This window comes from Lichenicoccus sp. (genome assembly GCF_965276875.1).
In the GTDB taxonomy this organism is placed as follows: domain Bacteria; phylum Pseudomonadota; class Alphaproteobacteria; order Acetobacterales; family Acetobacteraceae; genus Lichenicoccus.
In genome coordinates this window covers 3684225-3708886 of record NZ_OZ255701.1, presented here as the reverse complement: position 1 = coordinate 3708886, position 24662 = coordinate 3684225, and the positions used below count along the sequence as shown (strand labels likewise).

Annotated in this window: 23 protein-coding genes; 5 read left to right on the top strand and 18 right to left on the bottom strand. The window is 62.0% G+C overall.

Features of this window, described 5'->3' with window-relative positions:
- Positions 1-71: 71 nt before the first annotated feature.
- A complete protein-coding gene (locus ACQY4K_RS17955; protein WP_428391560.1) occupies positions 72-239 on the top strand; it encodes a hypothetical protein in 168 nt (55 codons plus the stop codon).
- Positions 240-276: 37 nt separating this feature from the next.
- Here ACQY4K_RS17955 and ACQY4K_RS17950 read toward each other — a convergent pair whose 3' ends face one another.
- Positions 277-1698, bottom strand: coding sequence for an MFS transporter (locus tag ACQY4K_RS17950; protein WP_428391559.1), 1422 nt, complete (start codon positions 1696-1698; stop codon positions 277-279).
- Positions 1699-1810: 112 nt separating this feature from the next.
- Between ACQY4K_RS17950 and ACQY4K_RS17945 the strand changes: the two genes are divergently transcribed.
- The 3 genes from ACQY4K_RS17945 (at position 1811) to ACQY4K_RS17935 (ending at position 3907) form a co-directional block, all read left to right on the top strand.
- Positions 1811-2101 (top strand): CsbD family protein, encoded by a 291-nt coding sequence (locus ACQY4K_RS17945; RefSeq protein ID WP_428391558.1) that lies wholly within the window; start codon positions 1811-1813, stop codon positions 2099-2101.
- A gap of 97 nt (positions 2102-2198) precedes the next feature.
- Positions 2199-2816: a ribonuclease HII gene (locus tag ACQY4K_RS17940; RefSeq protein WP_428391557.1), complete on the top strand. Its 618-nt coding sequence runs from the start codon at positions 2199-2201 to the stop codon at positions 2814-2816.
- 17 nt (positions 2817-2833) lie between these two features.
- The gene (locus tag ACQY4K_RS17935; protein WP_428391556.1) at positions 2834-3907 is read left to right on the top strand and encodes a site-specific DNA-methyltransferase; all 1074 of its coding nucleotides are present in this window, start codon (positions 2834-2836) and stop codon (positions 3905-3907) included.
- Between the two features lies 1 nt (position 3908).
- On the opposite strand, the gene ACQY4K_RS17930 is transcribed toward ACQY4K_RS17935, so the two are convergent.
- From ACQY4K_RS17930 to ACQY4K_RS17860, 15 genes are all read right to left on the bottom strand, one after another.
- The gene (locus tag ACQY4K_RS17930; RefSeq protein ID WP_428391555.1) at positions 3909-4754 is read right to left on the bottom strand and encodes an SDR family oxidoreductase; all 846 of its coding nucleotides are present in this window, start codon (positions 4752-4754) and stop codon (positions 3909-3911) included.
- Positions 4755-5038: 284 nt separating this feature from the next.
- On the bottom strand, positions 5039-5743 hold the full coding sequence (locus ACQY4K_RS17925) for an SDR family NAD(P)-dependent oxidoreductase (RefSeq protein WP_428391554.1): 705 nt from the start codon (positions 5741-5743) through the stop codon (positions 5039-5041).
- 41 nt (positions 5744-5784) lie between these two features.
- Positions 5785-6681: a hypothetical protein gene (locus tag ACQY4K_RS17920; RefSeq protein ID WP_428391553.1), complete on the bottom strand. Its 897-nt coding sequence runs from the start codon at positions 6679-6681 to the stop codon at positions 5785-5787.
- A gap of 245 nt (positions 6682-6926) precedes the next feature.
- Positions 6927-8168, bottom strand: coding sequence for an acyl-CoA dehydrogenase family protein (locus tag ACQY4K_RS17915; RefSeq protein WP_428391552.1), 1242 nt, complete (start codon positions 8166-8168; stop codon positions 6927-6929).
- Between the two features lie 23 nt (positions 8169-8191).
- Positions 8192-9169 carry an amidohydrolase family protein gene (locus ACQY4K_RS17910; protein ID WP_428391551.1) on the bottom strand — a complete coding sequence of 326 codons (978 nt, stop codon included), beginning with the start codon at positions 9167-9169 and terminating at the stop codon, positions 8192-8194.
- 31 nt (positions 9170-9200) lie between these two features.
- Entirely contained in the window at positions 9201-10340 is a 1140-nt protein-coding gene (locus tag ACQY4K_RS17905; RefSeq protein WP_428391550.1) for an acyl-CoA dehydrogenase family protein, read from the bottom strand.
- Between the two features lie 77 nt (positions 10341-10417).
- Positions 10418-11611: a hypothetical protein gene (locus ACQY4K_RS17900; protein ID WP_428391549.1), complete on the bottom strand. Its 1194-nt coding sequence runs from the start codon at positions 11609-11611 to the stop codon at positions 10418-10420.
- Between the two features lie 84 nt (positions 11612-11695).
- On the bottom strand, positions 11696-12190 hold the full coding sequence (locus ACQY4K_RS17895) for a flavin reductase family protein (protein WP_428391548.1): 495 nt from the start codon (positions 12188-12190) through the stop codon (positions 11696-11698).
- A 5-nt stretch (positions 12191-12195) separates the two neighbouring features.
- On the bottom strand, positions 12196-13224 hold the full coding sequence (locus ACQY4K_RS17890) for an acyl-CoA dehydrogenase family protein (RefSeq protein WP_428391547.1): 1029 nt from the start codon (positions 13222-13224) through the stop codon (positions 12196-12198).
- A gap of 363 nt (positions 13225-13587) precedes the next feature.
- Positions 13588-14526 carry an amidohydrolase family protein gene (locus ACQY4K_RS17885; protein ID WP_428391546.1) on the bottom strand — a complete coding sequence of 313 codons (939 nt, stop codon included), beginning with the start codon at positions 14524-14526 and terminating at the stop codon, positions 13588-13590.
- 142 nt (positions 14527-14668) lie between these two features.
- Positions 14669-15628, bottom strand: a complete 960-nt coding sequence (locus ACQY4K_RS17880; RefSeq protein WP_428391545.1) for an SDR family oxidoreductase — start codon at positions 15626-15628, stop codon at positions 14669-14671.
- A 19-nt stretch (positions 15629-15647) separates the two neighbouring features.
- A complete protein-coding gene (locus ACQY4K_RS17875) occupies positions 15648-16835 on the bottom strand; it encodes an LLM class flavin-dependent oxidoreductase (RefSeq protein WP_428391544.1) in 1188 nt (395 codons plus the stop codon).
- A gap of 436 nt (positions 16836-17271) precedes the next feature.
- Positions 17272-18183 carry an alpha/beta hydrolase gene (locus ACQY4K_RS17870; protein WP_428391543.1) on the bottom strand — a complete coding sequence of 304 codons (912 nt, stop codon included), beginning with the start codon at positions 18181-18183 and terminating at the stop codon, positions 17272-17274.
- 35 nt (positions 18184-18218) lie between these two features.
- Positions 18219-18347: a hypothetical protein gene (locus ACQY4K_RS17865; protein WP_428391542.1), complete on the bottom strand. Its 129-nt coding sequence runs from the start codon at positions 18345-18347 to the stop codon at positions 18219-18221.
- Between the two features lie 691 nt (positions 18348-19038).
- Positions 19039-20094 carry a Rieske 2Fe-2S domain-containing protein gene (locus ACQY4K_RS17860; protein ID WP_428391541.1) on the bottom strand — a complete coding sequence of 352 codons (1056 nt, stop codon included), beginning with the start codon at positions 20092-20094 and terminating at the stop codon, positions 19039-19041.
- Between the two features lie 219 nt (positions 20095-20313).
- On the opposite strand from ACQY4K_RS17860, the gene ACQY4K_RS17855 reads away from it, so the two are divergent.
- The gene (locus ACQY4K_RS17855) at positions 20314-21264 is read left to right on the top strand and encodes an AraC family transcriptional regulator (RefSeq protein WP_428391540.1); all 951 of its coding nucleotides are present in this window, start codon (positions 20314-20316) and stop codon (positions 21262-21264) included.
- A gap of 47 nt (positions 21265-21311) precedes the next feature.
- Here ACQY4K_RS17855 and ACQY4K_RS17850 read toward each other — a convergent pair whose 3' ends face one another.
- Positions 21312-22703, bottom strand: coding sequence for an MFS transporter (locus ACQY4K_RS17850; RefSeq protein WP_428391539.1), 1392 nt, complete (start codon positions 22701-22703; stop codon positions 21312-21314).
- Between the two features lie 46 nt (positions 22704-22749).
- On the bottom strand, positions 22750-24306 hold the full coding sequence (locus ACQY4K_RS17845; protein ID WP_428391538.1) for a carbohydrate porin: 1557 nt from the start codon (positions 24304-24306) through the stop codon (positions 22750-22752).
- Between the last annotated feature and the right edge of the window lie 356 nt (positions 24307-24662).

Genomic DNA, 24662 nt, shown 5'->3' with positions numbered 1-24662 from the left:
ACGGGGCGCGCCAGCCTCCTTTGCTCAAGGGGGTCAGGCGCACCGGTCGCCACAGGTCGAAGGAGATCGACATGTTCCGGAAGCTTTTTGCGCTCGAGGTCGCTGCCCTGACCGCCAATGACGAGTCGACCGATCGCGCCGAGCGCACGGAGGCGGAAATCCTCGCCAATATCCGCGAGATGTTCACCCCGCGCTCCGGCAACTACGGCAGCATGTGGTCGACGCGTTCCTTCAGCTAGGCCATCTCTTACAATCGTTTTGACGCGCCCGGGTCCATCAGGATGCGGGCGCTTTGCCGTGCCCGCTGAGCTCCGATCCGGCGTCCGACGCCAACCGTGATGCGACCGGCGCCGCGAACAGCGCCAGTGCTCCCACCGTAAGGAAGCCGACGCTGAAGTCGGTGAGATCGAGCCGGTCGCGGCCGCTCGCAGCGCGCGCAATCGCCATGCTCGCGACCGCGATGCAAATCCCGAGCGTCAGCGTCATCTGCTGGAATGTGGCATAGAAGCTGGTCGCCGCACTCAGTTGGGCGGTCGGCACGTCGGCATAGGCAATGGTATTGTAGGCGGTGAACTGCAGCGCCTGCGCCATGCCGATCAGGAACAGCACCCCGGAGATTGCCCAGAACGGCCAGCCGGGACGCAAGGCCGCGCACACCAGCATCAGGATGGCACCGATGGCGCCGTTTGCCGTCATGGCGCTCCGAAAACCATGACGGCGCAGCACGCCGCGCGCCCAGAACCGCATCGACAGGCCGCCGAGTGGTGCCGTGAAGGTAATCAGCCCGCTTTGCGCCGCACTCATCCCGAAGCCGAGTTGCAGCATCGACGGGATCAGGAAGGGTGCCGCCCCTGCCGCGATCCGGGTCAGCGAGCCGGCCAGCACCGACAGCCGGAAGGTGGCGATCCGCATCAGTCCAAAATCCAGGATCGGGTCGCGGGCTACGCGCGCATGCAGGCTGTAGAGCAGCGCGGACAGAAATCCGACACCGAGAATTGCAAGCGTGCGGCCCAGCGCACCGGTGCCAAGGCTCGCGGACTCCAACCCGAAGATCAAGCAGGCGAGCGATGTGCCGGACAACACTGCGCCACGCAGGTCGAAGGCGCTGCGCACCGTCTCGCGCAGTTGCGGGATGAAGCGCGTGGTCAGCGCCATGCCGAGCAGCCCGACCGGCACGTTGATGTAGAAGATCCACCGCCAGGACAAATAGGTGGTCAGGAATCCGCCGACGATCGGTCCGCACAAGGGGCCGATCGTCGCCGGCAGCAGCATCCAGAAGGTCGCCGAGACGAGTTCGCTCTTGCTCACCGTGCGCAACAGCACCAGCCGGCCGACCGGCACCATCATCGCCCCACCGGCGCCCTGCAGCAGCCGTGCCGTCACCAGGAACGGCAGGTTCGGAGCTTGCGCGCAGAGCACAGAGCCCAACAGGAACAGCGCGATCGCGGCGCGGAACACGCTGCGGCTGCCGAGCCGGTCGGCAAGCCGGCCGCTGGCCGGAATGAACACCGCGAGTCCGACCAGGTAGGAAGTCAGCGCCGCACTCATATGCAGCGGATCGACGCCGAAGCTGCGCGCCATCGTTGGCAAAGCCGTGGTGAGCACGGTGGAGTCGAGCTGCTCCATGAACAACGCGCTGGCGATGATCAGGGCGGTGGTCCTCGCGCGGCCCGAAAGACCACCGATGCGCCTGCTCATTCTCGCCTCCCTCGCCGTTCAGGTGGCGCGCGCAAATGTTGGAACTCGCGGGCGCGTGACTTCGTTCCATGCCGCAACCCCCCCATGGCGCAAAGACGGAGCATGAGATCAGATGAGTGAAAAGGTTGAAGGCATTGTCACCGAGGGCACCGGCAGGCTCAAGGACGCGGCGGGCGGCCTGACCGGGGACACCGGCATGCAGGCCGAGGGCAAAATTGACCAGCTCACCGGCATGGCGCAGCGCGAGTTCGGCGATGCGATCGACGACACGCTGGACGAGGCGCAGGGCCGGCTTGAGGCGGCGACCGAGCTGGTCCGCGACAATCCGCTCGCCGCCCTCGGTGTCGCCACCCTGCTCGGCTTCCTGCTCGGTCTGCTGCTGATCCCGTCGCGCAAGGCCTGACTTGCCTTTGCCGTCGGGTTGATGGTTTGCATGGCACCTTGAACGGCCTGGTTCGATTCGCACGACGAGTCGGCCCGTCCGTTATCTCGGGGTGCCCATGCCGGACTATACACGCGAGGCATTGCATGGCGGACGGGTCGCCGGTGTCGACGAGGTCGGCCGCGGCCCTCTGGCCGGCCCGGTTCTCGCCGCCTGCGTGCTGTTCGGCGGCGGCGTTCCCGCCGACCTTGCCGAGCTGATCGACGACTCCAAGAAGCTCAGCGCGGCCGAACGCGATCATCTCGCCACCGCCATCAGGGCCTGCCCCGGCGTCGAGATCGCGGTCGCGGCCGCCTCGGTCGGGGAGATCGGCACGCTCAACATCCTCCATGCAAGCCTGTTGGCCATGCGCCGTGCGGTGCGGCGTCTGCCGCTCCCTCCCGACCTGGTGCTGGTCGACGGCAACCGCCATCCCGGTCTCTCCTGCGCGGTGCAGTGCGTGGTCGGCGGCGACGGGCTGTGCCTGTCCATCGCCGCCGCCTCGATCATCGCCAAGGTGGCGCGTGATCGGCTGATGGCGCGGCTCGCCGTGCGGCTGCCGCATTATGGCTGGGAGCGTAACGCCGGCTATGCGACACCGGCACACCGGCTCGCTTTGCGCGCGCTCGGCGCCAGCCGGCACCATCGCCGGAGCTTCGGCCTGGTGCGCGAACTCGCAGCCCTCACCGCCCCCTGAGCTGCGGGCGACGCACCATGGATCTCCCGCTCGATCAGGTGCTTGTGGGAGATTGCGTCGAGCTGATGGGCATGCTGCCGTCCGCCTCGGTCGATTGCGTGTTCGCCGACCCGCCCTACAATCTCCAGCTTCGCGGCGAGCTACGCCGTCCCGACGACAGCCTCGTCGATGCGGTCGACGACGATTGGGACCGCTTCGGCGACTTTGCCGAATACGACCGCTTCACCCGCGCCTGGCTCGGCGAGGCACAGCGTCTACTGCGCAAGGACGGCACGCTGTGGGTGATCGGTTCGTACCATAACATCTTCCGCATCGGCGCCATCCTGCAGGATCTCGGTTTTTGGATCCTGAACGACGTGATCTGGCGCAAATCCAACCCGATGCCGAATTTCCGCGGCCGTCGCTTCACCAACGCGCATGAGACGATGATCTGGGCGGCGCGCGGGAAGACCAGCCGCTATCGCTTCAACTACCAGGCGATGAAGGCGCTCAACGACGACATGCAGATGCGCAGCGACTGGTTGCTGCCGCTGTGCACCGGCCCGGAGCGGCTACGCAACGCACACGGGCTCAAGCTGCATCCGACGCAAAAGCCCGAAGCCCTGCTGCACCGCATCCTGCTCGCCAGCACCGGCATCGACGACATCGTCCTCGACCCGTTCGCCGGCACCGGCACGACAGCGGCGATGGCTCGCCGGCTGCGTCGGCACTTCATCGCCATCGAGCGCCATCCCGACTATGCCGAGGCCGCGATCGGCCGGGTGCGACGCGAGCGTCCGCTGCCGGTGCAGAGCGTGATGACCACCCTGGGGCGGCGCGAGACCCCACGCGTGCCGTTCGGCAGCCTGGTGGAGCGCGGACTGGTTCGCGCCGGCACCGTGCTGACCGACCGCCAGCACCGGGTCAGCGCCACCGTGGCCCCGGACGGCAGCCTCGTCGCGGGCGCAGTGCGCGGCTCGATCCATCGGGTCGGCGCCGCTTTGACCAACGCGCCGTCCTGCAACGGCTGGACCTTTTGGCATTTCGAGCAGGACGGCACCTGGCATCCGCTCGACGTGCTACGCAGCCGGGCGGCGGCCGACAACCAGTAGGTTATTCCATCGCTCCCGCCGGGACCGCCCTGTTTCCTGCGGTAGAGGCGCTGCCTGCCGAGATGACGGGCTTGGCTGCGAAGGCCGGGGTCATCTTGCCCATCTGCTTGAGCGCGAACCCCGGAGCCATCCGGCTCATCACCTTGAGCACATTGGCCAGACCTGGACGGATTTCGAGCTTGCCCGCCTCGATGCCGGCTATGGCCTTCTGCGCGAACACCCGCGCCTCCATGCCTTTTGGCACCTTCATTTCCCGTGCGAACTCCTCGCTTCTGAACAGCGGCGTCTCGACTCCCGGAGGGATCAACTCGACGACCGAAACCCCGGTGAATTGCATCTGCACACGCAAGGATTCCGTAAACGAGTGAAGAGCGGCCTTCGCGGCGCTATAGACCGGCGATATCGGGAACGGAACCAGGGCTGCCCCGGACGACACATTGATCAGCAACGCGCCCTTGCATGTCTTGAGGTGCGGAATGAACTGCTGGACCATCCGCACCGGTCCGCTGAAACACACCTCGATCTCACGCGTGATGTCCTCGATCTCCTGGTCCTGGTTGAACTTCTGTACGCGCATGATCCCGGCATTGTTGATGAGCGTGTCGAGTGCCGGGAATTGCCCAAGTACGCGATCCCGCAGCAACTCTATCGCGGCGGGATCGCCGACATCACTTTTAAAGGTATGCACTCCCGGCAGGATCCGCTTGGCACCTTCAAGCTTTTCATCACTTCTGCCGGTAATGATCACCGTATTGTGGCGGCCAGGCTCGAGCAGCTGCTTGGCAAGCTCGAGACCCATGCCGCTGGTTCCACCGGTGATCAATATCGTCCTGTTCTTAAGCCTCATGGGATTATCTCCGTTGTTAAGTCCTGCACGACTGCGTGGATAAACGCGGTATATTGGCAACGGGCCGCGATCTGGCGGCCAGATCGGCGTAAACCCTGTGGCACTCGCGCACGGGTTTCCTCAGCCGATTTGGAGCCTTGCCGCGGCCTGGTAAAGTAGTGATAGTTCACCAGTATAAATACTAACTGGATTGGCCCGACTTTCTGCCGACAGCCTGCTTGCAGTCCGGCTCAAAGGCGGTCGCAAATGTCGCGTTCATAGGCGATAATCGCCGTCGGGCAACCTCACCAGGGCTCCGGCCCATCCGGCCCCAGAAAGCTTCCTGTGGGACCGTCGTCCGGCAGCATGGCCAGGGCAACGATCGGTTCGGCGCCCTGCTCGACCGTACGCACGCCGCGATGCTCATTGAGATCGGTGGCTGTAAAGCCGGGATTGGCCACATTGACCTTGATCGGCGAGCCGCGGAGCTCCTTGGCGAAGGCGATTGCAACGGCGTTCATTGCCGCCTTGGACGCGGCATAACCCATCGGGTTCAGGTCGTAATAAGGAAAGCCCGGGTCAGTCTGATGACCCTGCGAGCCCATGTCGCTGCTGACCATGACGACCCGCCCAGCTGCCGAGTGACGCAAAAGCGGCAGGAAAGCCTGCGTCGTTCGGATGCAGCCGAACAGGTTGATCTCGAACATGGCGCGGATCTGTTCCATATCGAGTACGCTCGGAGATGTGCCGGAGCCGAGAGCGACACCTGCGTTATTGACCAGGATGTCCAACCGGCAACCCGCCGCTGTGACACGAGCCGCCGCGCGACGAACGCTGTTTTCGTCAGCGACGTCGAGGTCCAGCGCGGTGACATCCAGGCCTTGCGCGGACAGTCGGCCGGCCGCGGCGGCGCCGCGGGCGGTGTCGCGCGCACCAAGCCAAACCGCGCAGCCCCTGCTTGCCAGCACACGTGCGACCTCGAACCCAATCCCGCGGTTCGCACCGGTCACCAGCGCGATGGAACGCTCACCATCATATCTCTGCCTCGCCGTCACCCAGACGGTGTCGCCAAAAGCTGCCGCGACGGATGCAAACACGCAGCAGTTCGGGGGGCGGACCTGATCGGAACATCATACGACTCACGATGGTGCAGATCGCCGATCAGTTCGACTGAGATCATCCGTCCGAAGTCGCGCTCGCCGAGCTCCGGGAGGAAAAGATCGACCGCCGGGTAAAGCTCCTCCTTGATCGGCGCGGTGAAAGCCGCCGACCCCCACAGAATACGACCGTCATCGAGGCGCCCGCGTATCCCATAGACACCGCATCGCGGCCGCAGGTACTCCCCAAGGTCGAGGCTTGCATTGGACAGTTCCCAAGCCGGGCGCTTCTGCCATCTATGTCGGATCACCCCTTCAATGCAGAACGGCCGGCTCAGCAGGTGGGCAGCCTCGGCGCAGCGACCTTCGGCAAGAGCGGCACGGATGCGACTCGACGAGACCATGCCGCCGCCCAGGACAACGGGACCGACCGTATCGCTCGTAAGCCCATGCTCGTGCGCGAGGGCGCATAGCATCTCGACAGAACCGGCACGACGATGCCCGAACGCAAAGTTTCTGCCAGTGACGACACCGCCAAGCTGGCCCAGCCAGTCCCGCACGAAGGTAGTGGGCGTGGCTTTGGCGAGCCTGTCGTCGAAGCCGAATACGAGCAACGCGTCGACCCCTTCGGCGCGCAGCAAAGTCCGGCGCTGGTCCAGCGTGGTCAGGGCAAACGGGCCTGTTCCGGGTTTCAGATGCCGGATCGGATGGGGATCAAACGTCGCCACCACCGCGGCGACGCCACGATCGCGCGCCATCTCGACGGCGCGCGCGATGACGCTTTGATGTCCGCCATGCACTCCGTCGAAATTGCCCAAGGCGGCAACGGCACCGCGCAGGTCTCTGCGCAAAGCCCCGCCGGGTGCGACGTCTATCCTGTCGACGGGCTTGAGATCCGCAAGACGCTTGTCACCGAATAATTGCCGGACCCCAGCCGACCGCCTCCCATGAGCCACAGCCGCCGGCCGCGCCGACAAAGGCACGATCATGTCTGATGCGTCACGTGATCTGAATGATCCAGAGCCGGGTGATCGAACGCTGAACTCCATGTCTCCAACTCCGGCGTGCCGGCAGCCCGGCGCAGCTGTGCGTAGGATCAGGCGGCGGCTTTCTTCTCAAGTCGGGAGAAATGGCCGAAGAGCGGCCGGCCTGCGATTGCCCGACCATAGTTCTCGGCGCAGGTCTCGTAATTAATATGGGCATGGACCGTCGCAACCCGCGCGTCGCGTGCATAGCGTTGCATTGGGTTCGCCTCGTGAATCGTTGAGGCACCACTTCCGCGATGCAGGATCTCGATTGCCTCGCAGCATCCGCGCACCGAGAGCGCCACATCGAACTTGAGCTTTGTCTGGAAGAGATCGTTGGTCTCCTCACCGACCGCGGCACGACGGTCGAGCTCCTTGCAGTCGGCGGAGAGCAGCCGCTCAGCCGCATCGATGCGCGCCATCGCGTCGGCGAGCTGGAGGTGCGCCACCGGAGCGTCGCCCTGGATTTTGTAATCGGTCCCGACGATGCCTCGCTTATCCAATCGCTGCAGGTAATAGTCGAGCGCACCCTTCGCCATGCCGAGCGGTGTGGAACCCGAAAGGATCGTTGTGTAGTCCAGGAAGTTGTTGCGATAGAGCACCTGGCCTGCGGGCGGCGACGACGCCCAGTTGCCGGCGACGGCATCCTTCATCCTTATGACCCTATACTCCGGAACAAACGTCTCGCGGGCGAGCAGGACGGTATTGCTGCCGCTTGCCTTCATGCCGCTGACCGCCCAGTCGTCGAGGATTTCGAGATCCGCGGTCGGGACGAGCGGCAGGAGCATGTCGGGCTCGCCATCGGCTCCCTCGATCATCGAACCAAGGACCGACCATGCCGTATGGCGGCAGCCGCTGCAGAATGGCCAGCGGCCGCTCAGCATATAGCCGCCCTTGACGCGACGCGCCTGGCCGGGGCCGTTGGGCGACAACACACCCGAGAGGAGCGGCCCGACCCACTCGGTTCCGTAGACCTCGTCCTGGGCTTGCCTGGGGAACATGGTGATCCAGCGCCCGTGTGTGGTGGTCACCCAGCTCACCCAGCCGGTCGAGCCGGCAATCTTGGCAACTGCGGTAAACACGCGCCGCTGATCCTCGGTCGAATAGCCCAGGCCGCCATACTCATGCGGAACGCTAATCCGAAAGACGCCGATCTCATTGAGTGTATCGATCGTCTCCGGGCTGAGACGGCCCATCTTCTCTTCCGCCAGCGCATTCGCCTGCAGCCTGGGCAGCGCCGCCTCGATCGAAGCGACCATGATGTCGACACCGCTTTCACGGTCCAACTGAGTGGTCATCGAAGTCAAAGCCATGTGATCTCTCCTGCGATCTGAGCTCAATGGGTGGTCTGGTCGAGGGGCTGATCTGCAAGGCGCTGGCCGAACAGGCGCCCAGGATTGTGGACCGATATTTCGGCAAACTCATCCTCCGTGAGACCGCCGTCGCGCATGAAGCGGGCGGTGACCTGCGGCGCCATGCCAGGCGCATCACTGCCGAACAAAAGCCGGTCCAGGCCATAGGCCTCACGCGCGAACCCGATCACCTTTGGGTCGGGCAGCAGGTTCGTGTCGTAGCTGAAACGGCGAAGCTCGGCGATGAGGGACCCGTTCGGGCTTTCCGCTGCGAGCAGCGACCTGCCCTTGAACCGCTCGCCCAGCCAAACCACGCGACCCAACAAAAATGGCAGGGAGCCGCCGAGCAGGCCGATAATGACGCGAAGCCGCCGATGCGTCCGACACAGCGCGGCCATACGCAGAGCGGCCGTCGCAAGTTCGGCGGCACTGCCGATGGTCACGGCAATGCCGGCGTCGTCCATACCGGAAAGACCAGGCTCCGTACCGCACAGAATGCCGCCGGGATGGATGTAGATAATGGCTTCGCGGCGATCGAGCTCCGTCCACATGTCCGCAAACGCCGGACTGTCGAGGGCGTGGCCGAGGGCCGAGCAGCCGAAATGCATGCCCACAAACTGCAGTTCGTCGAGACAGCGCACCGCTTCCGCGGCCGCCGCGTCGGCGTGCGGCAATGGCGCACTCCCAAAGGCGGCAAACCGGCCCTCATACCGGTCGACCACCGCCTTGTAGGCATCGTTGACGGTCCGCGCTGCCGCGACGGCTTGCGCCCGGTCGCGCAGGTAGGGGCTGTTGGGACCGGTGCTGATGATCTGGCAGCGAATCCCAACCTCCTCCTGCCCATCGATCATTTTGTGCAAAACACTCTCGTCATGCGCGGCGCCGAAGGTCGGGCCGCCCCCCTCATGCAGCATGTCCATATAGGCTGCCGGGAGATGATGAGTGTGTACATCGATGCACATGGCGGCCTCCGTTGTTCCGGCGTGCCAGGCTCTAAAACATTCCCTGCTTCGGATCGCGCTCGAGGCCGAACTGCTGACGGCCCCAGGCGGCGAAGCTCACCTCGGGATTGAGCCCGACATGACTTGCCGCGAAGTGCACATCGCGCCAGGCGCGCTGGATACTGCTCGTCGAGGCAAATCCCGCCGCACCCGAGATCTTCATGATCATGTCGATTGCCTCGACAATGAGCTCGCTGGCGCGCGACTGGTCCCGATACGCGCGCGTCCGCAGATCGTGACGGGTTGCATCCGGCCGCTCCGCGTCCTGCACGCAACGCTGCATGAGCAACTCGGCGGCATCGAGGTTCGCCGCCGCGCGCGCGAGATGCACCTGGATGCTCGTATACTGGGCCACCTGGGAGCCGAACAGGCTGACGCGCTCCGCCGTCCAGGCCCTGTAATCTTCCAGCGCACCGCGCGCCGCGCCAAGCATGGGTGCTACAAACGTAAGACCCGCATAGTAGATCCATGGGGCGCGGAACATGCCCGCCTTGTTCAACTTCGTGCCCGGGGTGGTCGACTCGCGCATGTCATCGACGCGCAACGTATGTTCGAAAGGCACGAAGACGTCTTCCACCACGACCGTGTTGCTGCCGGTACCGCGCATACCGACCGTCTGCCATGTGTCCTTGACCGTGAAGTCCTGCCCCGGGATCAGGAACAACGTCCAGTCCGGTGGCCCGCGGTCGGTTGGCACCATGCCGCCGATGACGACCCGAGTGCTGTGATTGATGCCGCTGAGATAGGGGATGGCGCAGGATAGCCGGTAGCCACCCTCGACGAACTCAACCTTCGAGGTTGGCGTGAACGTGAGCGCGATCGAGACATCCGGACCATCACCCCAGACATCCGCCTGAGCAGAGTCAGGAAACTGAGCAAGGTAGTGTGGATGGTGCATCATCAGGCTTGCGCACCAGGCATGGGCAGCGTCGGCCTTGCCGATCTCAATGCACAAATCGACCCAGGCCTGCAGCCCAAGCTCGGTGCCGCCATACCGCCTGGGCAGCAGAACGCGCGCGAGCCCGATGTCAAGAAACTCCTGCGCCGATTCCCTGGGAATGGAACGGTCGCGCTCCGACTGTTCGGCACGCGCGCGAATGGCCGGCAAAAGCGCGCGGACATCATCGAGCACGCTTTCCACCGTCGTGGCTTCTGGCTCAATTTTAGCGACAGTTTGAAGCATAGCGATCTCCTTTTGGATCGATCCACTCAGTGGTTCGGATTACCGGGCAGGCCCATCGCGACACGGCCGCGGCTCGTATAGGCGTCGGCACGGTCAACGCCGATATGGACCCCGGTCGAGTGGATGTCGCGGAAGCATTGCTGCATCGGATGAGTCTCGAAGAGCGCCATCGCACCCGCACTCGTGTAGAGCTCGTCGCTCAACTCGACCGACGTACGACCAATGAATCCACGCCACGAGAAGAGTTGCGCGCGCTCCTCATCGGTGATCACGAAACTCTCGCCACTGAGCGCTCGATTCCAGCCATACTCGGCATACTTCTGAGCGAGTGCCCAAACCGCGTCCCACTGGGTCGCGGCACTCGCCAGGATGAGCTGGGCTGCTGGCATCTCCTTGGCGGGAATACCCTCGTAGGGACGTACGCGCTGATTTGTCCAGGCATGGAACTCATCGACCATGCGTTGCGCGACGCCGACTGACGGGGTAAGGACCGCCAAGCCCTGCATGGTCATGAGCGGCATCCGCCATAGCGGCCCATCATTGACCACCGCACCGCGCTCAACGGCAGTACGGCCGAGAGCGAACGCGCGATGCTCCGGGACGAAGATGCGATCGACCGAAACGGCGCGGCTGGCCGTCCCACGCAATCCGAGCGTGTTCCAATCGTCGTGAATTGTGAGGTCCTTCTTCGGCAGGAAGAACAGGATATGCTCGGGCCGCTCGCCATCGGGTGCTACAGCAATACCGCCGACGCCGATCCACGATGCCCATTCTATGCCGCTCGCAAACCGCCATTGGCCGGTCAACACATAACCATCTGCCACACGCTCGATCTGACCGACCGGAGCGAACGAATCACAGACGAAAGCGTCGGGCTCGTCGCCCCAAACATCTTGCTGCAACTGATCAGAAGCAAACGCCATGTACCAGTCGTGAAAGCCAAGGACGGTGTAGATCCAGCCGAGCGAAGCCGAACCACGCGCGAGCTCGCGGCCAACGTCGAGGAAGGTCATCGGGTCGGCCTCGGCCCCGCCCCATCTCCGGTGCCGGCACAGCTTCATCAGCCCGCTTGCCCGCAGCGCGTCGACAACCTGATCCGACATCCTGCGGTCGCGATCGCCTTGTGCACGCAGGCTCCAGGCAAGTTCACCGATCACGCGGGCCTGGTCGAGGAGCTCGTCTCGAGGCGCTTGCACTTTAATCGTGCTGATGCTGTTCACTTTGCTTGCTCCACTGGTTGGGACTGTACAAAGCCCGTGAGATTTTAGGATCTAGGCAAACATCAAGATCGCCGTCTTCCGCTCTCAAGCCCAACCCGGTGCGCGGGAGTCCTCGACCGGAAGTGTGCGATGGTACGCGCGTTGAAAAAAAATGAGTGGCCTGGCTGGGCGCCCGACAGTCAGCTGAAGCGGCTTTGCAAGAACGATGATGTGGTCACCTGCTTCGACCTCCCGTTCAAGCAAGCAGTCTGCCCAGGCAAGGCAGTCCCGAATGACGGTTTCGTGGTCGTCCTCGAACTTGATGCTTCGAAACTTGTCAGGGGACCAACCTGACAATGTCTGGCTGAGCTGCCGCTGATCACTGGCGAGAATGTTTGCTGTGAACCGACCTTCTGGCCTTACGGCCGCCCAGGACCGTGACCCATTCGTCACCATGAAGCTGACGAGTGGCGGATCAAGGGATACAGAGGAAAAGGTGCCGACGATGAGGCCCACCGGCCCCGCCGGCGACTTGGCGACAATGGCGGTGACGCCGGTCGGAAGCTGTCCGAAGAACTCCCGGTAGCTCTGAGCATCCATGGCCATCACCGAACCACGTCAAACTGCAAACGAGCATTTGAGAACTCGAACGCAGCGCCGGTTTCGATAAGCTGCTGAGCGTAGGACGCAAACGCCGCGTCATCGACGATGACATGCGTCGCGGCCACGCTCATGTCGCGGAGCAATTTCTCCAGGATATTGGGGCTTTGCAGCGCGGCGAGACCGGACCTGCGAAAAGCAAGTTGCACGCATTCCAGAGCCAACTCGGTCGCCTGGGCCGCAAGCACACGTGGCAGATGCCGTTCCCCCTCGGACCAGCACTGCGACCCGCCAAGTGCCGCGGCATCGACGCGGGCATAAAGCGAGTAGGCCAGCGCCTCGATTGCCTGCAGCCTGAGAACGGACCGGCCAAACTGCTCCTGCACGACCTCGCGGTCACCCACGTTGCGGCCGACCGGCGGCTTGGCAAGCACTCCACGCAGCTCCCTCAGAACCCTGCGAGCAATCCCTGTCGCAAAGGCCAGATGTTCATAGCTCTCGAGCGACTCGACCTCGACCCTGTCGTAGCGACGCGTGCCCCGAACCTGACCATGCGGGTTTTCCTCGTGCCCTGTGAGATCCGCCGAGAGAAAATAATCCGTCAGCTTGAAATCGTTTGAGCCCGTCCCGCGTAGGCCGACGACGTTCCAAGTGTCGAGCATCTCGACGTCCTGCACGGGAATGGCCAGCGGCAGCAAGCGGGAGGGATCACGCTCGATATAGGCGCAGGCATGCACCCAGTTCGCATGGTGGATGGAACTCGCCAGCCGCCATGTGCCGTTAACCAGATACCCGCCCTCGACAGGGCGTGCGACGCCGCCAGGTGCCGCGACAATCGAGCATGACGGCACGCCATCCGCAAACACCCGCTCGATCGTGGAGGCTGGCATCGTTGCGCCGAGAACGGCCAAGCCGTCATTGACGACCATGGTGCACCAGGCACTTGAGGCGTCTACATCCGCCAGCGCCGCAAGCACCTCGATCTGGGTGACGATCGGAAGCTCGAACCCGCCAAGCTCGCGGCATAGCCGCATTCTCCAGAAGCCGTGCGAACGCAGAGCAGCAACGGAGTCATCAGAAAGCCGACCGCGAATATCGGACTTGGCCGAATTCGCTTCTAATGTCCCTGCAACGACCCTGACGGCTTGCAGCAACTCGTCCCGAAGCTCGGCAGAAGAAAGGTTGATGTCGCCATCAGTCGCATCAGCCGGTGGCACTGCGAGTGACCGGATCCACCCAGGCTCCTGAAATTTGCGTTCCAGCATTACGGCTCCTCCTCGGCGTTCCGGCTTCTAACGTGCCGTCATTCTACCGTACTGTACGGTCCGTTTATAAGGCCTTCTGAGGTAGAGTCAAGAGTCAATTGTACGTCCCTGTGGGCCCCGAGCCGTGAAGGCTCAGCGTGCGGTCAAACGCGGAAGCAGGATTTCGGCGTTACGACGGTTGATGGCCGCGTGCCCCTCTGGATCGAGGTCCTCATAACGGTCCAATCCATCCGCGAAGAACGCGATCGTCTTATCATCACAGTAAGGCGAGTCAGAGCCGAACACGATGTGGCCGGGCCGGGCAAACTGCAACAAGCTAGGCAGTGCGGATGGGCTGCTCGATAGCGCGGTATCAAAGTAAAACGTGGAGAGCCCGTCCAGAACCTCTGAATAACTTAGATCCTTGTCTATGACGTTGGCGAGATTGGCCACGCGATAGGCCGCAAAGGGAAGGAACCCACCCGCGTGTGACAGGATGATCTTGAGGTTCGGGTACCGCTTGGGGATGCCGTTTAGAACCAGGCTGATCGCCGCACGTGTGGTGTCGAGAAGAAAATCCGCCAGGACGGGATGAACCCCCGGCGCGGGCGGACCTGGCAGATGGGTAGGATGAATGAAGACAACCGCCGCGCGCCGATCGAGTTCGGCCATGACCGGCTCGTAGGCCGGCGCTCCGAGGTAGGTGCCTTGATGGCTTGCGAGCAGCACGACCCCGTCGGTCGAGAGATCGTCGTAGGCGTGTCGGATGGCCTCAAGCGATCCGTCTATGTCGGGGAGCGGAACCGATGCAAACATGCCGAATCGATCCGGGCGGCCCTTCACCAACTCGGCAAGCCGCTGGTTGATCTGCCGCGTCAGTAGGCGCGACTCGCTCTCATCACCAAGGCAAGGCCCGGGCGTCGAAAGGGACAACACGCCAGCCGCGATTTCATGCGCATCCATCATCGCCAAGGCACCCTCGGCGCTCCAGCCCGCGGGCGCCCATGCACCCATTCCGTGCCGCTCCAAAGCGGACACAAATTCGGGCGGCAAGAGATGCTGATGCATGTCAATCCGTGAGGCGCCGGCCATTTGGTTTCCTTTAAGCTTCATGGGTCTTATGGGAGGCTGATCATGAGGCTCCCGGCCTGTTTTGGAGGGGCCGTCACGGTGTTGACGCAACGGCAAATGATTATCTTCTACCCAGTGCCGTAAAGCACGAGCCAGCTCCTGGCTAAATGATGTGCGGAACGTCGATACGATCAGCTTCGGCGTGCATGGCGGCCTGTGCCGTCTCCGCCTCGTCGCTCCAGTCACGCGCAAGGAGGCGTCGTCCGGTCACACCATTCGACTCATCGGACGCAAGCCAAAGCAGAGGGGGCGCCATGATCGCCGGTGGCAGCAGACCCTTGGTATATGCCTCCTGGCCACGCGGCCCCTCTCCCGCGCGGAACGGCGGAGCACGGTGGCCAACGCCTCCGCCCGGAATGGCCGACGTATCGCTTGCTCCCCCCGGCAACAGGACGTTGACCGTGACACCAGTGCCTTCCAGCTCAGCCGCCCAGATGCGGCTGCTCGCCTCAAGCGCCGCCTTGAGCGGTCCGTAGGGGCCGAAGCCGGTATGGACCATCGTCGGTCGCGAGGTCGAGATGTTGACGATTCGGCCGAACCGCCGCTCCACCATCCCGCCAACGCATGCGCGGGCCATCATGAAAGGTCCGCCGAGATTCGTCAGCAACATCCGGAGATGACCGGCAACATCGCTTTCCCAGAAGCGGCTGCCGAGGGCGGTCTGGTTGAATTGCGGCGCCGTCGGCAAGCCCTGCTGCACCTGTGCCTGCCGACCCGCCGCCTCGAGCTGCTCAAGCGGTCCACGAGCGGCATTATTGACCAAGACGTCGACTGATCCAAAGGCCGCTTCAGTGGCACGCACCACAGCTTCGCACGCCGCAGGATCGGAGACGTCTGCCGTCATGCTGACGCAGCGTCCGGCTTCCATATCGTTGGCCTCGCCCTCGGTGATGGCGAGCTCGCTGGTGGCACGGGCGCCGGTAATCATGACATTGGCACCTTGCTCGACAAGGGCGAGCGCCATCACCCGCCCGAGACCCCGTCCACCCCCCGTAACAATGGCGTTTCGTCCCGATAGGGATGGATAACGATGCTGACTTGCCCTGGGCCGCTGCTGGCTCACTTTGTCCTCCCAATCCCAGTCACGCGAACTGCCCCATCTCGACGGCTTGCCGAACACCAGCTCGTTCGAGCAGAGGCAGCACCTCCCCGATAAACATCGGCACCCCTTTTTCGAAGTTGAACCAGGCCAGACACAAGCCGTCGATGCCCGCCTCCGACAGCTGACAGATGTTGTCGGCGATCTGGGCGGGTGTCCCGATCAGCGAAAGGCCGCCATCCACACTGCCCTTCTTCTGCATGGTATCCTTTCGCCCCTCGGATGGACGCTCTCCTGCAAGGCCCCAGGCCGTTCGATTGGCCGCCGCCGCCGGATCGCCTTCGCGTTCGATGTAGCGGGCGATCTCGTCCTTCGCCGCGGCCTCCGTGGCTGCGCAGAGGACCAACGAGGCGGCCCAGATCTGAAGTTCACGACCATTGTCGGCCGCAAGCTGCCGAAGTCCCCTGACCTTTTCCTTGATCGCCGCCTGATCAGCGGAGTCGATCGACACAAAGGCAATATCAGCCCAGCGCGCCGCAAAGGCGTGGCCAACGGGTGACATGGCAGCGTTCATGACTGGCGGCCTCGGGCGCTGGATCGCCTTTGGCTGAAGATACCCATCTTTTATATTGATGTAATGGCCATTGAAATCGAAGGTCTCGTTCTGAGTCCAGAGACGCAGCAAGGCGTCCATCCACTCGGCCGTGTAAGCGTAGCGTCCCGCGGAATCGAGGTCGCCCACTCCGAACATATCCAATTCCTTCTTGAACCATCCAGCGACCACGTTGAGGACCGCGCGGCCGTCAGAGATATGATCGATGGTGACCATGGCCTTCGCGGCCATCACCGGCGAGACGGTAAGGACATGCGATGTGGAGAATATGCCAATGCGTTTGGTGACGGCCGCCAGTCCGGCCGCCCATGTATAGGTCTCAAAGCTCTCGCCCCAGGGATTTGAGGCGCCCTCAAATCCGCGCCAGCGTGCAACCGGCACCGCTGCTTCAAAGCCAGCCGCCTCTGCTTGCTGAACAAGCCTGACATTCTGCTCCCAGCCAATTTCATGACGGTCTTGCGCTGCGGTAATCCCGGCAGCGCTGCAGAGATTGAGCCCGAATACGCCGAGCTTGATCTTATTGGGACCAAACAGCGGCCCGGTCCGGTCGCAGTCAGGGAACCGGTGCACCGGTTCCGACGTGTTCGGACCGTGCCCGTCTGTCGACTTGTAATCCAAACTCACCTCCCGATGATTTTACCCTTTCCACCTGAGGATCGGGCGTTTTTTGACTACCCCTCTCGCCGGAGGGCGCTGCAGCTCAAAAGCACTTCGACAACCGCGGAACCAACACGGACAAGAATTATGGGTGCAAGCGGCATAGGCGCTTTGGCAAAGGAGACCCTGATTACCTTGGCCGCGAACCGGATCGATTAGGCAAGGTGAAGTCGTTCAGCAATGGCCAACCCAGCGGTGCCTGGAAACCCGTGTTTCCTCCTCTTAAGCTTACCGTGCCTGACTGTCGCTCATACCGTACAGGACGGTATGGTTGTCAGGCGTAGCGGGACGAGTCAAGTCTGAATCGTGGACCGGCTTCAACAAATCGGTTCGTGTACAAGTATGTTCGATGCCACCCGGCTGTGGTGACGAGTCGAACTTCTGTTACTTTGAAGCACTACGACGCGATCTTGTTCAGGGCGGCGCATTGGAGGGCGAAACCGAGCTGCTGGAAATGCAAGCCGGCGCTGCTGTGATGAAAATCGGCGCAATGGCCAATCCCGGGCATCATCGCCGCATCGACAAGGGGCGATCCGGAGAACGATGCGGCAAAGCCCGCAATCTCAGCGCGGTCGACGATCCACAACCGATCAAATTCGGCCTGTCGGTAATGTACCGGAACCTTGATCTTTGCTGCCACATTGAGGATCTCGTGCTGCCAAACGGTCGTAATTTCGATGAGTTCGCGTTGGGGCACGGTGGTATCCGCGATGCTGGTCGCAAGTGGCATTCGCGCGTCGAAACTGCCGGGTGGTCCGAACATGAGCTGGTCCTTTGCCTGTTTCGGCATCAGGAACTTCGCTCCTTCAGGAAATGCTGGATGCGTGTCCCTTGATTGCGGCGGCGTGCGCAGCCCGAGACCGGAAAGCACGAGGCCGAGTAGAGGCCAGGCAAGCGCCATGCTGGCCACCTTCATGGCGATTGCCGCCCCTATTGAATGGCCAAGCAGCACGATGCCACGGGCAGACCCTCGATAATCGCGCCAGGCCGTTCCAAGGGCATCGCGCAGGAGAGCCGCATTACCATCAAGCGCTGGTTGCCCGACTTCCAGATCGACGCTCTCGCCGTATCCGGGGCGGTCAGGAGCCAGGATCGGCAGACCCAAAAGATTGGCACGGTCGAAGAGCGAGACGCCGGGAACGTCGAAATAGAGCGAGGAAAAAGTACCACCGTGCAGCGCCACGATCAGTGGGTGGTCGTCCTCGGCCTGAGTGGAAGACGAGCGATAGCGCCCGGAAAGTCCTTCAAACAGTTCCTTTCGGTAGATCGATGTAGCTGCGACGTCAGACTCGGTCGGCAATGTTTCCATCTCTGGTCCCAACTCTGCTAGAGGCTCCGGCCCTCTCACATGACCTTGAGCGAAATCCGCGCCTCCGGCCGCCGTGTCGGCGTGATGAGGATGGCGCTCTCGATCAGTCGCTTGGCCAGCGCATAGTCTTTTGTGACAGTGCTGACACCATGACCAGTCAACACGGCCACGTCTTGCGTGGGCCAGAAGCCAAGAGGCTCGACGACAAGACGAGCATAGTGCTTATGGTCAGGCAGGTCATCCTTCGATAATAGAGGCCGCTCATGACCATGGGGTAATTTGACGAGCGAGATGCTGGCTCTCCTAGGAAGGCTGCCGGTCGCGCTGTGTCCTCTGGCGCAATCATCACGCGCAGGCCGTCGGGGACTGGTGTGAAGGGCACCTGACAGGATAGTCGCAACTCCCCCATACGATGGCTTCAGCTGTCGAGCAGGTCATCCTCGTCGACGTAGACGTGGGACGTCGCACATGGGCAACAGCCTTCGCAGATGGCAAACAACTCGTCCACGCCTCCGCCTTGGAGGGCCTGCATGACTGAGAGACCCGCCTTAGCCTCGATCTGTGTTTCGCGGCCTTCGCGCGTCACCACGAAAAGTCCAGACATCGATAGGAGGCCCCGAATGGGTGGCCGACATAGGCTTCAACCTTATCCAAGTCGGTCCGTAACCTCAGGCGGTCAAGGATCTCCGAGTAAGCGCTTGTCCCTGATGACGTCCTCGTCCTCCGTTGCAGTGTGCATGCGTTCGTCACGGAGAGAAGTCACGCGTTGTCACCCGGACATATCCTGGATGCGCACCAGGCTCAGGAGACGAGCAAAGCCCTCTCCGTGGCATCTCCGGGACCTGCTGTACTGGTCTACTCGGCTGCGACCGCGGAACCAGCATCTTCGCTTCTTTCCCTGGCAATCAACTCTGCCAAAACGCGACGCGCCAGAACCGAGCCGCCATCCGATCGCAGCAGGAGCGGTTTCATCGCGAGAAGGTTGGTCTCCTCTCCCATCTCCGCCGCTACAGCCTCGATCATCGGCTTGTCTTCGAATTCGAAAGCGTTGTTGAAGCCTTCTCTGAACACCTCAAGTGGGACTTGATCCTCGGAATTTAGAGCGCCCGACCAGAAGTAGTTCGTGCTGTGTTCCGTCTCCGGTGTCAGAATGTGCACGTTTTTTGTTGAATAGCCAGCCGAACGGGGTTCACCTGTCTTTGTCACGATGACTTCCAGGAACATAGCGCCCGGTGGCTGCCAATACATCTCGAGCCACTGGTCAACCGGCGCTCCATGGGTGGGGAACGGCCCATATTCGAGAAATGCCGTATTCCTGGTGTTGGTTGTATGCCAATGCGAAAACACCGTGTTCCCATTTCGTCCCGCGGTATATTTGCTCGACTTGTTGAAGGCGCCGGCAAACGCGGGGTGCAGCATGTCGACATGACTGAGGTCCATCAAATTATCAGTCTCTATCTCAAAATGAGCCTTGACCGGTGTCAGGCCATAGACATGCTTGTAGTTCTCGACGTCCGCCAGATACGGGAACTGCGGGATCAGCGCACTGTCGCACCTCGCCGGGTCCCCAGGCCAGAACCAGACGATGTTCGCCTGCTCCAAGACGGGAAAGCGCTGGACACGCACCGCCTCGGGGATACGCGTATCGCTCGTAATCGGGTTGGCGACGCACTGACCAGTACTATCGAATACGAGGCCATCATACGGACATTGGACTTGATCATTGATGATCTTGCCCTTTGATAGGGGGGCAAAGCGATGTGGGCAGCGGTCACGGAGTGCCACGACCGACCCGTCCGTCTTTCGGTAAAACATCGTGTTTACGCCGAGCAGGCGGCGCGAGATGGGCTGGTCAGTAATCTCGTGGCCCCAGCCGCCCATATACCACGTGTTCATCAGATAGTCGGTCATATGGCTTCTCCACCCAAAACCTCCTCGTCGGGAGGGATTTTCTTGTCCCAGTTCTTGTCAGGCCGATTGCTCTGCCCCGCTTAATCTTCACCTCTCCGAAGCGAGACCCTGCCGCTCGGAATTGGTGCCCTGAAGCCAAGGTGACGAGTAAAAGTTCTAAGTGAGTGCGCTTCGGCCGAAAAGTGCGTGCTCGTCCATAATCTGGTATATATCGTCCAAATGGACCCGCTCACGCACATTCTTCGATCGACCCGGTTCAGGTCGCCGCTCATCGCCGACCTGCGACTTGGGATCGATGTCTCGCTCGGATTTGCCCATCAGCCCGGGATCCCGTTCCATTATGTCGTCGAAGGAAGCTGCAGGCTGGCGTGCCAGAGACAATCCGTTCGGTTGGAAGCCGGTGATTTTGTGCTGCTGCCGCGCTGGCCTGATTACCGGGTAGAGACCGGACGCGGCAGTCAGCACATCGAGATCATGGACTTTGCCGAACAAGAGGGCCTTGCGGCGGACTACCTGAAGACAGGTGTTGATCGGGCGTTGCTCACGACAGTTGGTGGCGCAACCGCAATGGTCCGGCTGCTGTCCGGCATCGTTACTCTTGCCGGACAGGAACACGGGCCCCTGATGCGTAATCTCCCGGAGATTACCCTGGTTCAAAATGCCAATGCTCAGAACGAAGCCTGGCTGGCCGCGGCAATTGACCTCGTGTCCTCCGAAGGGAGCACGCCCGCGCCAGGATTTGCAGCTGTTGCTGAACGAATCATCGAATTGATCTTCGTCATGACGTTGCGGCGATCGCTGCTTGGCTCGGCCCATGAGAAGGGTTGGGTTCGTGGGTTGGCGGACCCGACGATCTCACGCGCGCTCGATGCCATCCACGCCGAACCGGCTCGACATTGGACACTTCGCGATATCGCAGCAGCCTCCGGTCGCTCGCGGTCCGGTTTTGCGGAGCATTTCCGCGCAACCATGGAGGAAACGCCGTTTGCCTACCTTGCCCGCTTGAGAATGCACCTCGCCTCTGGAATGGTCGAGGAGGGGCGACGGTCGATTGCAGATGTCGGCGCCAGCCTAGGCTACCGCAGCTCTCATGCGTTTGCACGTGCATTCACTGAGACCTTCGGCGAAACGCCGACGCAATTTCGGCGTCATGGTCGTGATAGGCCGTAATGGCAGGCCATGACACGTTTTGAGAGCGACAGGCGCCAAGGACCGCCTCATCCCGAGACCGAGAGGCGACCGGCGGTCCGCGAGCGCAAGCTGTGCCACCTCAGGCCTAGAATGGAAAGCGCTCCCAAAAATGGCGCGCAGGCGATCGTCAGGAATACCTCCTTGCCGAACTCGCCACTCACCCCGATCAATACGCCGATCAGGAGTGGCAAGAGGACTTCACCGAGCCGGCCGGCCCCCATGGCCCATCCAACGCCGGTGGACCGCATCGCGGTCGGATAGAGATCAGCGGCCAACGCGAGCATTCCCGCCGTGCTGATGCCGGCGAGAAGCACGCCATTGGCAATAACGTCGACAACCATCGGCACCGGGGCCAACGAGGCGTAGCCCAATGTCGCCGTTGTCAGCGTCGCGAGGAGGAAGGTGGTTGCCAATGTCGCCGTTGATCCGAATTTCTCCATCAGGCGACCGGCGCCGGCTGCTCCAAGTAGCGAGCCAACGCCGGCGCCAACCCCGACGATCATTGAGGCCGCGGGAAGTGTAAAGCCGTGATTATGGAGAAATATCGGAGACCAGAAGAAGGTCGCCGCCGTCATGCCAAACGCCGCCATGAACGAGATCCAGACGAACAGCGTCTCCAAACCTCGTCCAGCCAGGGACAGACCCCTCATCGATGGTCCCACTGTACTCGCCTCGCCGCTAACGAGCCGGGCACTGCTCGACACCAATGGGAGCTGTTTTGATACGATTTGCCTGATCCTGGCAGAGCCCGGTCGCCGCACGAGCAGAAAGCGAAGCGACTCCGGCAGCCAGATCATCAACGCCACGCAGATCATCAGGGGCAACACACCGCCGACAAGAAAGATGGCGGGCCAGTGCGCATGCGACAGGATGTAGGCGTTCAGAACCGCTCCCACGATGACGCCTAGCGGAAAGGCCGTCCAGATCAGTCCTGCTACCAGCTCGCGGTGCGAACTCGGCGCATATTCGGAGGCGAGCGCGATGAAACATGGCGCAGCACCGCCCAGACCGAGGCCCAGGAAAAAACGGATCGCGAGCAAACTCTGCAATGAACCAGCGAACGCTGTCGCCGCTGTAAACACGCCGAAGATCAACGTCGCAATGACGAGCATGCTCTTGCGCCCGAAGCGGTCAGCGAGAGTTCCGAAACTGAGCGCTCCCAACATGGCGCCAAACAGCGCCGACGAAAAGATCGGACCGAGATGGGCTTGTGATAGCCTCAGATGGTGGAGGATCAGTGGCGCCGCGACGCCGATGGAAGTGGTGTCGGTGCCATCGAGCAGGGCTACGGCTCCACAGAGAATTCCGACCTGGATCATCAGCCTCCCGACCGGCGCCTCATCGAGCGCCTTGGAGATGTCTACAATCTCGTCCGGCGCCGCGACAGCGATTGCGTCAAACTGCTTGTCTTGCTTCATGATGACGTCACCGATCCTTCTTGTTGGTGCAGAACGGGATTTCGACTCAGAACGGTTTGTTGCTTGTGCCCAGGAGCGGACCGAGCGGGATGACAGCGAACGCGCCGGCCATGAAGCCGTCGCTTGGACGCCTGGGTTGAGCAGGATCGAAGAGGTTGTCGGGGTTTACGAAGTATTGCACGGTCGGGTCGAACTCCAGCCAGGGTGTCAGGGCTATGTTGCCGACGACCTCGAAGGCATAGTTGTCCCGGCTCTGACTAGGTCCAGGCCCGGCGAAAATGTTCTGGACCCTGGTTTCATAGTTCGCCTCAATGGCGCTCAGCCGCTGGTAATGCACCTGAAGACCAAGCGCGTCGAACGGTCGTCCAGGAATCACCCCGGTGAAATTAATTCCGGCGAGGGCGTCCATGTCGATCGGCTGCGGCTTGTCCACCGACGCGTCGATGGAGCCATACAGCGCAATGTTCGCTGGAGGACCGAATGCTGGCTTCGAACCGCGCCAAAGAACTTTTTCTCCCTCGAAGAAAATAACGCCGCCCCCGGGATAGTCGGTCGCCTCGTTGAACGGTGAGGCAATCACCGCTGCACCTTTAATGTTTGAATACCCTTTTCTCGTGTTCCACTCTGCCCCCAGCTCAAAGTTGGCGGGATAGTCCGCATTGCTGAACTCGCTGCGGTAGCCGACCTCGCCGAGGATCTGCGCGCCGGAGTTCCCGGTCACGCCGAAATTATCCGGGTTGTAGACAGAGCGGTAGTAATTGTCTTCGAAAGCTCCACCCTGCACGTACCATTTGGGCGTGAAGTGGTAGGTGGCACGGCCGCCCCATACCGGGAATGGATTGGCGGAGAAGTCTCCATCGACATTGAATGTGCTGGAGAAGTCGTTGAATATGTCTAATGCGTTTGGAAGTAGAAAGTAGTGGTAGGCGTTTGTTCGGCCGATTTCGATCGATAGCCTGTCATTGAGGAGCTTTTGCTCGTAGGTCAGTACAGAGAGAATCACGGGGCTGGAGAGTGGGTTCGGGGTCGTCTGGTAGCCCGTCAGAAACCCCCCAGTATCCGTGATGATCGCGGGAATGTCGGAGGTTAGCCCGAAGAACGTGGCCTGGGCATGGATGTTTCCTCCGGTGATACCGGCGAGCTTCCCCAAGTCTACATCGACTGCCGGCAGGATCGCCCCGAGGTTATAGGTCTGTCCGGTGATGTTGCCGGCTGTGGGGTTGGCGAGAAAATGATCGAATGCCAGTCCATGAAAGTCGATGCCGTCTGCAAGCAGCGCCTCACCGACCGATGGGAAGAGCCCGGTCAGCGGCGGTCCTGAAAGCGGCAACGGCACCCCATGCAGAGCCAGGTTGCCCGTCGTGTTATTACTGGGGTTGGTCGAGATCCCGGAGGCGCTGCCGCGGTTCGCCGAGAGTGGCTCATTCGTGGACGTGGCGGGTATCGCCTGCGTGATAAGGGTGGTGGGTCTGCTCACGCTGCCCGCAATGGGCCCGGGTGTGACGGTGGCAAGAGGCGTTTGGGCGTCGCCGGGGCGGGCGACAAACGAGAAGCCTGCGATGAGGAACGCAGAAACGGGCACTACTACTCGATTTGACCGCATCCAATTTTCCTTCCCCAATATTAGGCGGTTGTTTGCCGCATTATTGTTTATCAATTTGTAGTTCTGTAAAAGCGAGTTTGGCCCTACGTTCGGTAGAGAACTTGATCGAGTGTTTGCCTTTACTCTACAGACCCACTCACATCAGGTTTGTCTCGAGCAATCATCCTCCGCGCTCTTATTGCGGCCAGGATGAAGCGCGCACCTCCACGTGTTTGCCGCTACCAGTCCGCTTTCCCTCCCCCGCGACTGCGCGGTTGGGGGAGACTGGGTGTGCCCCGACCAGTTGTGGCAGACATTCCACTGCCTGATGTACATGTCAATGGATAATGTACTTTCATTTTTGAGGGGCGTCTGCT

Coding starts and splice junctions, on each gene's coding strand:
- ACQY4K_RS17870 (WP_428391543.1), bottom strand. CDS start 18,183: ATGGAAACATTGCCGACCGAGTCTGACGTCGCAGCTACATCGATCTAC.
- ACQY4K_RS17950 (WP_428391559.1), bottom strand. CDS start 1,698: ATGAGCAGGCGCATCGGTGGTCTTTCGGGCCGCGCGAGGACCACCGCC.
- ACQY4K_RS17885 (WP_428391546.1), bottom strand. CDS start 14,526: ATGGCCGGCGCCTCACGGATTGACATGCATCAGCATCTCTTGCCGCCC.
- ACQY4K_RS17895 (WP_428391548.1), bottom strand. CDS start 12,190: ATGGATGCTCAGAGCTACCGGGAGTTCTTCGGACAGCTTCCGACCGGC.
- ACQY4K_RS17930 (WP_428391555.1), bottom strand. CDS start 4,754: ATGAGGCTTAAGAACAGGACGATATTGATCACCGGTGGAACCAGCGGC.
- ACQY4K_RS17940 (WP_428391557.1), top strand. CDS start 2,199: ATGCCGGACTATACACGCGAGGCATTGCATGGCGGACGGGTCGCCGGT.
- ACQY4K_RS17860 (WP_428391541.1), bottom strand. CDS start 20,094: ATGACCGACTATCTGATGAACACGTGGTATATGGGCGGCTGGGGCCAC.
- ACQY4K_RS17915 (WP_428391552.1), bottom strand. CDS start 8,168: ATGGCTTTGACTTCGATGACCACTCAGTTGGACCGTGAAAGCGGTGTC.
- ACQY4K_RS17910 (WP_428391551.1), bottom strand. CDS start 9,169: ATGTGCATCGATGTACACACTCATCATCTCCCGGCAGCCTATATGGAC.
- ACQY4K_RS17955 (WP_428391560.1), top strand. CDS start 72: ATGTTCCGGAAGCTTTTTGCGCTCGAGGTCGCTGCCCTGACCGCCAAT.
- ACQY4K_RS17850 (WP_428391539.1), bottom strand. CDS start 22,703: ATGAAGCAAGACAAGCAGTTTGACGCAATCGCTGTCGCGGCGCCGGAC.
- ACQY4K_RS17935 (WP_428391556.1), top strand. CDS start 2,834: ATGGATCTCCCGCTCGATCAGGTGCTTGTGGGAGATTGCGTCGAGCTG.
- ACQY4K_RS17845 (WP_428391538.1), bottom strand. CDS start 24,306: ATGCGGTCAAATCGAGTAGTAGTGCCCGTTTCTGCGTTCCTCATCGCA.
- ACQY4K_RS17945 (WP_428391558.1), top strand. CDS start 1,811: ATGAGTGAAAAGGTTGAAGGCATTGTCACCGAGGGCACCGGCAGGCTC.
- ACQY4K_RS17890 (WP_428391547.1), bottom strand. CDS start 13,224: ATGCGGCTATGCCGCGAGCTTGGCGGGTTCGAGCTTCCGATCGTCACC.
- ACQY4K_RS17855 (WP_428391540.1), top strand. CDS start 20,314: ATGGACCCGCTCACGCACATTCTTCGATCGACCCGGTTCAGGTCGCCG.